Source organism: Yersinia sp. LJYL362 (genome assembly GCF_048323875.1).
This window is the reverse complement of sequence record NZ_JBLWEX010000146.1, coordinates 1-11,865: the sequence shown is the minus strand read 5'-3', so window position 1 is coordinate 11,865 and position 11,865 is coordinate 1. Positions and strand designations below refer to the sequence as shown.

Sequence of the window (11,865 nt, the reverse complement as noted above, 5' to 3'; positions counted from 1 at the left end):
CGGGTTGGAACAGGTGAAAGTTAGTGTTCACTTCTCACTGGATACCGCCATTGAAGGTGCCAGTTTCGTTCTGACACAATTCCGTGTCGGCCAACTCCCGGCACGGGCAGCGGATGAGCGTTTGGGTTTGAAATATAACTTACTCGGGCAGGAGACCACCGGTGTCGGCGGTTTTGCCAAAGCGCTCCGTACCATTCCGGTTATGCTAGATATTGCTGCGAAAGTTGAAAAGCTGGCACCGGATGCCTGGATAATCAACTTTACCAACCCAGCAGGTATCGTCACCGAAGCAGTAACCCGCTATAGCAAAGCGAAGATTATTGGCCTGTGTAATGTGCCGATCAGTATGCACCATATGATTGCGAAGTTACTGGATGCGCCTTATGAAGATATTCAGCTGCGTTTCGCCGGGCTAAATCATATGGTATGGGTGCATGAAGTGCTCCAACAGGGTAAAAACGTCACCGCAGATGTGCTAAACATGTTGTGTGACGGTGCCTCACTGACCATGAACAACATCAAAGAAGCGCCATGGCCACCGGAGTTCCTAAGAGCAATGGGCGCAATTCCTTGCCCGTATCATCGCTATTTCTACCAGACACAAGATATGCTGGCAGAAGAAATGGCCGCGGCGACTGATCGTGGCACTCGCGCAGAGCAGGTGATGCAGGTGGAAAAAGAGTTGTTTGATCTGTACGCTGACCCACATCTGGATAGCAAACCGGAGCAACTCAGTTTCCGCGGCGGATCATTTTATTCTGAAGTAGCACTGGAACTTATTCGTGCAATTCATAATAATTTAGGTACGCAACTAGTTGTGAATACGACAAACCGTGGCGCGATTCAGGGTTTGTCTGATGGTTCCGTGGTAGAAACCAACTGTATTGTTGATGCGCAAGGTGCACACCCACTGACTTTTGGTCCTTTGCCGGTTTCCATGCACGGGCTAACTCAGCAAGTCAAAGCCTATGAGCGTCTGACGATTGAAGCTGCAGTACACGGCGATCGCCGTAGTGCCTTGTTGGCATTAGTGACCAACCCACTGATTGGCAACGCCAGCATTGCTCAGCCACTATTGAAAGAAGTTCTAGAGGTAAATAAACCTTACTTGCCGCAGTTCGCAGATTTGTAACATTCATTCATTTTATACTCTACGTAATTGGAGTTGCAGCTCCCCCCTGCAACTTCAAGTATGAAGGGGATTGGAGTCAGCAATGGTCACACTGGAAGACGTCGCGGTATTAGCCGGGGTTTCCCGCGCTACGGTATCCCGCGTGGTCAATGGTGATACCAATGTTAAAGCGCAAACGCGTGAAAAAGTTGAACAAGCGGTCGCAGTATTGGGCTACACCCCCAACCCTGCCGCACGGGCACTGGCCTCCAGCCAAAGTAATACGCTGGGGTTAGTGACCACATCCTATCGTGGTGGCTTTTTTGGTGCGTTGATGGATTTCGTCCAAACCGAAGCCGAATCTCAGGGTAAACAGCTGTTAGTCACTCAGGGCCGGGATAACGCAGATAAGGAATGGCAAGCCATTCAGCGCCTGTATAACTTACGTTGCGATGGATTAATCCTACACGTCCGTTTTCTCAGTGATGAAAAGCTACATCAGTTGGCAGCAGCAGGCCGTTCATTTGTCTTATTGGATAGACTGGTTCCCGGTTTGGAAGCCCGTTGTGTCACGTTTGATCATCGCCGTGCTAGCCAAATGGCGACGCAGGTACTCATTGATGCTGGTCATCGCCATATTGCTTGTATCAGTGGTTCCGCACAGCGCCATTCCAGTGAATTGCGCCGCCAGGGCTTTATCGATGCGATGCAATTAGCCGGTTTAGTGCCGGAGGCTTGTGTCGAAGGGGTTTATGACCTGGAAAGTGGTTATCAGCGTGCAGATGAGATCCTCAATCGGCCACAGCACCCCACCGCCATATATTGTTGTAACGAAGAAATGGCTATTGGTGCCCTGCTCGCTATCAATAAGCATCACTTGCAAGTCCCCCAGGATATTTCATTGCTTTGCTATGACAGTGGCGAACGTGCCCCGTTTGTCAGCCCGGCATTAACCAGCTTGCACTTCCCCATTGTAGAAATGGCGCGATATGCCACTCAACTGCTGATTAACCCATTGATCCCTAATGCCAGTTTCCCACCGGCGATTATTATGCGCGAATCAGTTATGCCGCCTAAATAAAGGCATCCAGGTGACGTGGTTAATCTAAATAGTTTTTAATCAAGCTCGCTAAGGGTCGAAACAAGGGTGGCAAGCAAATGCTCGCCACACATAATATTTCACTCGATAATGCCGATTAGAACGTCACATTCAGTTTCGCCCAAAAAGTACGGCCCGGTTCGTTCAGCGGGGTATTGGTGGAATAGCCAAATCCGCTGTTACCCGCCAGATTGAGGTGCTCACTGTAGGCTTTGTTCAGCAGATTATCGACGCCACTACTGACCTTCACTTGCGGAGTGACCTTATAGGCCACATTGGCAGACAAAATGCCGAACCCTACACTGTCGGCGAAATCTTTGCCGACCACATTTCCCTCATTAATTGCGACCCGATGTTGGCTGTCGACCAATCGCCACAGTGCGGTGCTGCTCCAATTACCCTTTTCATAGGTTAGCCCCAACCGTGTTTCCAGCGGGGGGATCTGCGGTAGAGGACGATTATTACTGGTATTTTCTCCCCAGGCATACGCTACGCTGGCGTCTGCTTTCCAATTGTCACTGAAAGCATACCCCACACCCATCTCCGCGCCCATAATGGTTGCATTGATATTTTCCGCCTGACTGATACGCAGGTTTTTCGGGTCATACTTGAACAGAATAAAATCGTTAACCCGGCCCAAATAAGCCGATATCCAGCTGTTTAGCTGCTCACCACGATATTGAGCGCCGATATCAATCTGAGTCGTCTTCTCACTGGCGATTCCCTCAAAAGCACTACCGAATCCGGTTGGGCCAAGCTTTGGTGAAAACAACTCCCAATAATCAGGAAAGCGCTCAGTATGACCTAATCCGGCATACCACATGACGGGTAGGTCAGCCAGATTATGTTCAAAACGCATAAAACCGGCAGGTAGCGTTGCAGAACGTGTCAGCTCATCCGCACGGGTATAATTTGTGACTTGGTGATGGTCAATACGAGCACCGGTAATCAGTTTATCTTGCTCGCTGGCAGTCCAGGTCAGCTCACCAAACAGCCCATAATTATCGAAGCGGGCATTTTTACTCCAATTGCCTTGTTTATTTTTACGATGGGTATTGGTTTGCAGGTCAGTACCCGCCTCCAGCTTGATGTCTTCCCACAACCAAGTCCCCATAACTCTGCCCCCCATTGTGCGACGATCCAGATTACTGGTCATTGCCATCATCGGCGGGGTGCGCAACGTGTGGTTATCCATAATATGATTGACGTAGTTGTAATAAACTTTAGCTTCGACTTTATCCAACACGTCACCAATATTGGTTTTTTCAAAGCGACCGCCCAGGCTTTCCCGCAAGAATTGAGAACCGTCCATGCCCCGTGCGGCATATTTTGCTTTACCATCCCCCTGACCCGCCGTTAGCTCAAACAAAGTATCCGCATCCGGTGTCCAGCCCAATGCCATATCGGCATTCCATTTATCCCATTCCGATGGCACCCGTGTACCATCACCATCCTTATAATCGCCGGCTTGAGACTGATTCCCCATCAGGCGCAAATAGCCTTGCTCGTTACCCAGACTGGTATCGATATTTTTATCCCAGCGGCCATTAGAACCCACCAGTAAACTGGCATTCCCTTTGATGCCCCCCTCGGCAAAATGGGGTTGTTCACGCTCAAACAGAATGGTGCCAGCAGATGCGCCCGCCCCCCACAGTACCGATTGCGGGCCTTTGACCACCGTTAATAAATCAAAACTCTCTGGTGAAATATACGACGTGGGTGCATCCATTCTTGATGGGCATGTTCCCAGCGTTTCAGCCCCATCAGTCAAAATCTTGATGCGCGAACCAAACATGCCACGGAAAACCACATCACCATTGGTGCCACCATTGCGGATTTGCGAAAAGCCGGGAATGGTCTTCAGATAGTCAGCACCATCACTCGCCGGTACTGGCTGGCGTGGCGCTTTAGGTGAAGTGACTACGGTCAGTGGCGAAAACGTTGGTGCCGTCACGGTAATGACGTCCGCGTCATTGGTTTTCTCACTGGTATCATTCACCATTGCATTATTCGTCACATGCTCATGTTCCACTGCTAAAGCATTTAAGGCCAATACCGAGAGGGTCGAGGTTACGGCGCATGCCAATAATGTTTTTTTAAAGGTTTTATTCTTACCAAACATAACTATTCCTTGGGCAATACTAATCACTCCAGCAGGGATTTATCCACACCGGAAAAATGGTTTTATCTTTTATCGTATTATCAGGAATTAATGCGTGGAGGGGCGCGAGGTAGGCTTTCGGAATAGGTTTCATCAATGATTTTTGAATCGATAAATAGCGCTGGCGATATCTCCGCCAGCAGTATTACAGAGCGAACATCGGCTTTAAACGTGGTATTGAGCAGCGGTAAATGGGTTAGTAATACACAATATCCACAGGCTGCATGCCCCACCATTACATCATGATGAGTGGTGCCATGCTGGGTGGTATTCGCGGAATGGGTGTCATGATGCGCTATCTCCGTGGCACAATCGGTCGCCATTATAGAAATAACATTTTGGCTATACGATAGCGCCAGTGAGCTTGACACCACTGGTGCGATAAAGAGCATCAGCATCGCGGCGATGCCAAGCCAGGCGGAATAGCACCGACTGCGATAAAGAATTTGGCCTAATGGCATCCGTGCACCAATAGCATTGCAGCGATAGTCTCACTGTTCATCACGATAGTTCCTTTATCTCGATATACCCTTCTGACTTGAAGTGACAAGGGTGTTAGCTACGTTCATTCATCCGAAGCACTGACATGTATATGCTCATCGGGATTCATTCATTTGCCGCCTATCCGGCCACTCCATGTTATTGGGGTATAACAAAAAATACGATTGGTTACTCTCTGTTTTATTGACCGTTTTTATTCGCTTTGGCCGGTCGAGGTAATGGCGGGGATCATATCTGAATCAGTATTAACGCGGCGTCAAATTTCATTAAATTAAGAGTCTTTCTCATTTATTCCGAGCCGCAATTTGTGACATCTCACTATTATTCGCGATCACATTTCATCCATTACATTAAAAATTGGATGTAAATCACAAAAACTCACTATGCCTGTGCTAGGATTCGCAGCCTAAATGCGGAAACTGGTTTGAACCATTTTTATGCATATTCTTACTATGACTATCTCAACATTATGCTGACACAGGCCCCATCTATGAATAACAGCAATCGCCTTCGACTAACTTGGATCAGTTACTTTTCATACGCGCTGACCGGTGCGTTAGTTATTGTCACCGGGATGGTGATGGGAAATATCGCAGAGTATTTCAATCTGCCTATTGCCAGTATGAGTAATACATTCACTTTCCTTAACGCTGGTATTTTGATCTCTATCTTCCTGAATGCCTGGTTGATGGAAATCATCCCGTTAAAACGTCAGTTAGTGTTTGGTTTCATTCTGATGTTAATTGCGATTGCCGGATTAATGGTTGGCCATAATCTGATGATCTTCTCCATCAGCATGTTTATTCTCGGCGTCGTCAGCGGGATAACCATGTCGATAGGTACCTTCCTGATTACCCACATGTATGAAGGACGTCAGCGCGGGTCACGCCTGCTGTTCACTGACTCATTCTTCAGCATGGCTGGGATGATTTTCCCGATCGCCGCAGCAATGCTGCTGGCACGCCATATTGAATGGTACTGGGTCTATGCCTGCATCGGCCTGTTGTATGTCGGTATTTTCGTGCTGACACTGTGCTCTGAATTTCCGGTTCTGGGCCACAAAGCGACAGACCAGAGCAAGCCTGTAGTAAAAGAAAAATGGGGCGTTGGCGTACTGTTCCTGGCGATTGCCGCACTGTGTTATATCCTGGGCCAACTCGGTTTCATCCAGTGGGTGCCGGAATATGCCACTAAAACTTTCAACATGGATATCAGCCAGGCAGGCCAATTGGTGAGTAACTTCTGGATTTCCTACATGATTGGGATGTGGGTATTCAGCTTTATCCTGCGCTTCTTTGACCTGCAACGTATCGTCACCGTGTTAGCGGCGCTAGCAACATTGGCGATGTACATGTTTGTCAGCACCGATAATCCAGAACACCTGAGCTACTACATTCTGGCGTTGGGCTTTGTCTCTAGTGCCATTTACACCACGCTGATTACGCTAGGTTCACTGCAAACCAAAGTGTCTTCGCCAAAACTGGTGAACTTCATTCTGACCTGCGGTACTGTCGGCACCATGCTGACCTTCGTGGTCACTGGCCCGATTGTGGCTAACAGTGGTGTTCATGCCGCGCTGGCAACCGCCAACGGCTTGTATCTGACTGTGTTTGTGATGTGTCTGATTCTGGGCTTCTTCACCAAGCACCGCAGCCACGGCCACGTGACTCATTGATTTAGCTGTATTATTGCCCTGCCACCATATCGGTGCAGGGCAATGCCGTTTATTTAAAATCTACCCGCTCTTCCTGCCCCAAATATATCCGGCTTTCCGCGGGTTGCGTCTTCGCTATCACCACGCCGTGGCGAATGGAATACTGCACTGGCACTTGTCGGCGCACCGCATCAAATCCATTATCGGCGGGTAGAATAATCAAGTTGGCGCTGTTACCCGGCTGCACACCATAATCTGATATATTCAGGGTTCTGGCACTGTGGGTAGTTATCAAATTCAACCCATCATTGATTTGGTCGTATCCCATCAACTGGCAGATATGTAACCCCATATGCAATACCTGCAACATATTGGCGGTGCCCAGCGGATACCACGGGTCGAACACATCATCATGACCGAAACAGACATTAATCTGTGCCGCCAGCATCTCTTTCACCCGCGTAATACCCCGCCGCTTGGGATAAGTATCAAAGCGCCCTTGCAGATGAATATTCACCAGCGGATTGGCAACAAAGTTAATGCCAGACATCTTTAGTAGGCGGAATAACCGCGAGGCATAAGCACCATTATAAGAGTGCATCGCGGTGGTATGGCTGGCGGTCACTCGCGCGCCCATGTTCTCCCGGTGCGCCAATGCGGCCACTGTTTCGACAAATCGCGACTGCTCATCATCAATTTCATCACAATGAACATCCACCAGCCGCTGATATTTTTGCGCTAATGCAAAGGCGATATGTAGCGATTCGACGCCATATTCGCGAGTAAATTCAAAATGAGGAATAGCGCCAACCACATCAGCACCCAGTCGCAGCGCCTCTTCCAAAAGAGCGGCACCATCAGGATAGGAGAGAATCCCCTCTTGCGGGAAGGCCACAATCTGCATATCCACCCAGGGACTGACTTCCTCTTTGACTTCCAACATGGCGCTTAATGCCGTCAGGCTGGGATCAGAAACATCAACATGAGTTCGGACATATTGAATCCCATTGGCTATTTGCCATTTCAATGTTTGCCATGCGCGCTGTTTTACATCCTCGCGAGTCAGCAGCGCTTTACGCTCGGCCCAGCGCTCAATACCCTCAAACAAGGTGCCGGATTGGTTCCAATTCGGCTGCCCGGCGGTTTGAGTGGTATCCAGATGAATATGCGGCTCAACAAATGGCGGCAATGCCAGCCCACCTTGGGCATCCAATACCCCCTCACCGGCGACGGTCTGCTCCGGTTGCGGCACAATCGCGGCGATTTTGCCCTCGGCAATGGCTATCTGCCACCGCCCTGCTTGCCCGGCAAGGCGGACATTATTAATTGTGCTTAATAAATGATTCGTTAAAGATTGGCCCGCCATAGATGACTCCATTATTGCTTTCGTTATTACGCTTTAGCTTACCCGACCCACAGCCACTCGCCGATTTTCTTTTACTAAAACACCGTTTTAATTTAATGACTAAAAAAAGTAAAACTGAAACCATTCAGCTAAACATGAATGAAATCCACAACTTATAAAAAACGTTAAAAATCAGCCATCTACCACCTTAGAGGTATATGGATGGCAAATTGATTTACATCAATAAGTGCGCTGTACGGAAGATTAAGGTGAGGGTAGAAAATTAAAAATTGAGGCAAAAATGAGCAAAGTCAAACTTGCCATCATCGGCAACGGTATGGTCGGCCACCGCTTTATTGAAGACTTATTGGATAAAGCAGATAAAGACCAATTTGAGATAACCGTCTTTTGCGAAGAACCGCGCATCGCTTATGACCGGGTTCATCTTTCTTCTTACTTCTCCCACCACACCGCGGAAGAACTGTCATTAGTTCGCGAAGGTTTTTATGAAAAGCACGGCGTCAAAGTGCTGGTTGGCGAACGCGCCATAACCATTAACCGCAAAGAGAAAGTTATCCACTCCAATAGCGGCCGTACTCTGTATTATGACAAGCTGATTATGGCGACCGGCTCCTATCCGTGGATCCCGCCGATTAAAGGCAGCGAAGGGCAAGACTGCTTTGTTTACCGCACCATTGAAGATTTAAATGCCATTGAAGCTTGTACCCGTCGCAGCAAACGTGGGGCAGTCATTGGTGGCGGATTGTTAGGGTTGGAAGCCGCAGGCGCACTGAAAAGCCTCGGTGTTGAAACTCATGTCATTGAATTTGCGCCAGTATTAATGGCAGAACAGCTTGATCCTATGGGCGGTGACCAACTGCGCCAGAAGATTGAGCGCATGGGCGTGAGAGTTCACACCGGTAAAAATACGCAAGAAATTGTCCATAGCGGGCAAAACAGCCGCAAAACCATGCTGTTTGCCGATGGCACCCAGTTGGAAGTCGATTTTATCGTCTTCTCCACCGGCATCCGCCCACAAGACAAACTGGCTCACCAATGCGGTTTAGCCACAGCGCGCCGTGGTGGTATTGCTATCAATGATTATTGCCAAACCTCTGATCCTGATGTGTACGCCATTGGCGAATGCGCATCATGGCAAGAGCGGACTTTCGGGCTGGTCGCGCCGGGTTACAAAATGGCCCAGGTGACGGCCGACCATTTATTGGGCCGCGATAATGCCTTCCAGGGCGCGGACATGAGCGCCAAACTCAAGCTCCTCGGTGTAGACGTCGGCGGGATTGGTGACGCCCATGGCCGCACCGAAGGAGCCCGCAGCTATGTTTATCTCGATGAAAGTAAAGAAATTTACAAGCGTCTGGTGGTCAGCGCTGACAACAAAAAACTGCTCGGGGCGGTGCTGGTCGGTGATACCAGCGATTACGGTAACCTGCTGCAATTAGCACTGAATAATATTGAGCTACCGGAAAACCCTGACAGCCTGATTTTGCCAGCCCATGCGGGCAGTAAACCAGCGATGGGGGTTGATTCCCTACCGGATACCGCACAAATCTGCTCCTGTTTTGATGTCACCAAAGGCGACATTATTCAGGCCATCGGCCAGGGCTGCCATACCGTGGCGGCGCTGAAGTCGGCCACGAAAGCCGGCACCGGTTGTGGTGGCTGTATTCCACTCGTCACCCAAGTATTGAATGCCGAACTCAGCAAGCAAGGCATTGAAGTTAATCATCATTTATGTGAGCACTTCGCCTATTCACGTCAAGAGCTATATCACTTGATCCGTGTCGAAGGGATTAAAACTTTCGATGCCCTGCTGGAAAAATACGGCAAAGGCTACGGCTGTGAAGTGTGTAAACCGACGGTGGGTTCACTGCTGGCATCCTGCTGGAATGAATATATATTGGAGCCGCAACACACCCCGTTGCAGGACACCAACGACAATTTCCTCGGCAATATCCAAAAAGACGGCACTTACTCGGTTATCCCGCGCTCACCGGGTGGGGAAATCACGCCTGATGGTCTGCTGGCCATTGGCCGCATTGCCAAACAATATAATCTCTACACCAAACTGACCGGCTCACAGCGCGTCGGGATGTTTGGCGCACAAAAAGACGATCTACCGGCTATCTGGGCGCAGTTAATTGAAGCAGGCTTTGAGACCGGACACGCTTATGCCAAAGCATTGCGTATGGCAAAAACCTGTGTCGGGAGCACTTGGTGCCGCTTTGGGGTGGGCGACAGCGTCGGCTTTGGTGTCGCACTGGAACACCGCTACAAGGGCATCCGTACACCACACAAAATGAAATTTGGTGTTTCCGGCTGTACCCGCGAGTGTTCAGAAGCACAGGGTAAAGATGTCGGGATTATCGCCACCGAAAACGGCTGGAACCTGTATGTCTGCGGTAACGGCGGGATGAAACCACGTCATGCGGACTTACTGGCAGCGGATCTGGATGAAGAAACCCTGATGCGCTATCTCGACCGCTTTATGATGTTCTACATCCGCACCGCCGATAAGCTGCAACGCACCTCGGTGTGGCTGGAAAGTCTGGAAGGTGGCATTAACTATCTACGCGCCGTCATTCTCGATGACAAACTGGGCATTAACGACCAGCTAGAAGCGGATATTGCTCGCCTGCGCGATAAAGTCACCTGCGAATGGAAAGTCACCGTCGAAAACCCGGCTGCGCAAGTCCGTTTCGCCCACTTTATCAACAGCCCACTACGTGACCCAAATGTACAAGTAGTGCCTGAACGTGAACAACATCGCCCGGCCCGTCCGGATGAACGCATCCCTGTTCGGGTGCTGGAACTGGAGGATAACTTATGAGTCAGTGGATTCCACTTTGCCCATTAGCCGATATTTTGCCCGGTAGCGGCGTATGTGGCCTGATTGGTGAGCATCAAGTTGCGGTATTCCGACCTTATGCGGACGAACAGGTGTTTGCCATTAGCAACATTGACCCCTTCGCTCAGGCCAGTGTGCTGTCGCGCGGATTAATTGCAGAACATCAAGGTGATTTGTGGGTGGCCAGCCCACTGAAAAAACAACATTTTCGCCTGCATGATGGCTTCTGTCTGGAAGATGAAACGCGCTCGGTTGCCCATTACGACGTGCGGGTCCGCGACGGCATAGTGCAAGTCAAAGCGTGATAGATAACTGGGGGATCCGGTCAATCTGGATCCTTAACAAAAATAACATCAATCACAGGTATGGATATGTATACAGACACCATTAACAAATGCGCAGCTAACGCAGCCCGCATCGTCAAACTGGCGAAAGAAAGCCCGCTGGGCTTTTGGATTGGTTCAGCAATGGCTGGAGCTTATGTCGGGCTTGGCATTATTCTGATTTTCACCCTGGGTAACCTGATTGACCCGGCTTACCGCCCATTAGTCATGGGAGCGACCTTTGGTCTGGCGCTGACTTTGGTGATTATCGCCGGTTCTGAGCTGTTTACCGGCCACACCATGTTCCTAACCTTTGGGGTCAAAGCGGGCACCATCAAATCCAGCCAAATGTGGGCCGTGCTGCCACAAACCTGGCTGGGGAATCTGCTGGGTTCTGTTTTTGTCGCCCTGCTCTATTACTACGGCGGCGGCAATTTGCTGTCAGTTGACACCAGTTTGGTACACACCGCGGCGCTGGCAAAAACTTCTGCGCCCGCTATGACCTTATTCTTTAAGGGTGTACTATGTAACTGGCTGGTTTGTCTGGCGATCTGGATGGCAATTCGGGTAGAAGGTGCAGCTAAATTTATCGCTATTTGGTGGTGCTTGCTGGCCTTTATTGCCTCCGGTTACGAACACTCCGTAGCAAATATGACGTTGTTCGCCTTGTCTTGGTTTGGTCATCACAGCGAGGCTTACACCCTGAGCGGTATCGGTCATAACCTGCTGTGGGTGACACTGGGGAATACCCTGTCAGGCGCGGTATTTATGGGTCTGGGTTATTGGTATGCCACCCCACGGGAGC

At 49.8% G+C, this 11,865-nt stretch carries 9 protein-coding genes; 6 read left to right on the top strand and 3 right to left on the bottom strand.

Translation table 11 applies throughout. The annotated features are described in order from the left end of the window. Both ACNSO8_RS06840 and ACNSO8_RS06835 read left to right on the top strand, forming a co-directional pair. Nucleotides 1-1,132, top strand: a 1,132-nt coding sequence (locus ACNSO8_RS06840; protein WP_418394202.1) for a 6-phospho-beta-glucosidase, incomplete at its 5' end; no start/stop codon positions are given. 82 nt (nucleotides 1,133-1,214) lie between these two features. Continuing rightward, nucleotides 1,215-2,192, top strand: coding sequence for a LacI family DNA-binding transcriptional regulator (locus tag ACNSO8_RS06835; protein WP_418394201.1), 978 nt, complete (start codon nucleotides 1,215-1,217; stop codon nucleotides 2,190-2,192). Between the two features lie 115 nt (nucleotides 2,193-2,307). Here ACNSO8_RS06835 and ACNSO8_RS06830 read toward each other — a convergent pair whose 3' ends face one another. Both ACNSO8_RS06830 and ACNSO8_RS06825 read right to left on the bottom strand, forming a co-directional pair. Further along, on the bottom strand, nucleotides 2,308-4,332 hold the full coding sequence (locus ACNSO8_RS06830; protein ID WP_418394200.1) for a TonB-dependent copper receptor: 2,025 nt from the start codon (nucleotides 4,330-4,332) through the stop codon (nucleotides 2,308-2,310). Between the two features lie 80 nt (nucleotides 4,333-4,412). Beyond that, nucleotides 4,413-4,832, bottom strand: a complete 420-nt coding sequence (locus ACNSO8_RS06825) for a DUF2946 domain-containing protein (protein WP_418394199.1) — start codon at nucleotides 4,830-4,832, stop codon at nucleotides 4,413-4,415. A 530-nt stretch (nucleotides 4,833-5,362) separates the two neighbouring features. Here ACNSO8_RS06825 and tsgA point away from each other — a divergent pair. After that, nucleotides 5,363-6,547: an MFS transporter TsgA gene (tsgA, locus tag ACNSO8_RS06820; protein ID WP_418394198.1), complete on the top strand. Its 1,185-nt coding sequence runs from the start codon at nucleotides 5,363-5,365 to the stop codon at nucleotides 6,545-6,547. Between the two features lie 49 nt (nucleotides 6,548-6,596). On the opposite strand, the gene ACNSO8_RS06815 is transcribed toward tsgA, so the two are convergent. Then, nucleotides 6,597-7,892 (bottom strand): cytosine deaminase, encoded by a 1,296-nt coding sequence (locus tag ACNSO8_RS06815; protein ID WP_418394197.1) that lies wholly within the window; start codon nucleotides 7,890-7,892, stop codon nucleotides 6,597-6,599. 280 nt (nucleotides 7,893-8,172) lie between these two features. Here ACNSO8_RS06815 and nirB point away from each other — a divergent pair, with 280 nt between their 5' ends. From nirB to nirC, 3 genes are all read left to right on the top strand, one after another. Next, the gene (nirB, locus tag ACNSO8_RS06810) at nucleotides 8,173-10,719 is read left to right on the top strand and encodes a nitrite reductase large subunit NirB (protein WP_418394196.1); all 2,547 of its coding nucleotides are present in this window, start codon (nucleotides 8,173-8,175) and stop codon (nucleotides 10,717-10,719) included. After that, nucleotides 10,716-11,042 (top strand): nitrite reductase small subunit NirD, encoded by a 327-nt coding sequence (gene nirD, locus ACNSO8_RS06805; protein WP_418394195.1) that lies wholly within the window; start codon nucleotides 10,716-10,718, stop codon nucleotides 11,040-11,042. The genes nirB and nirD overlap by 4 nt, the downstream gene beginning before the upstream one ends. A 66-nt stretch (nucleotides 11,043-11,108) precedes the next feature. Beyond that, nucleotides 11,109-11,865: nitrite transporter NirC (gene nirC / locus ACNSO8_RS06800; RefSeq protein WP_418394194.1), on the top strand; the 757-nt coding region annotated here is incomplete at its 3' end.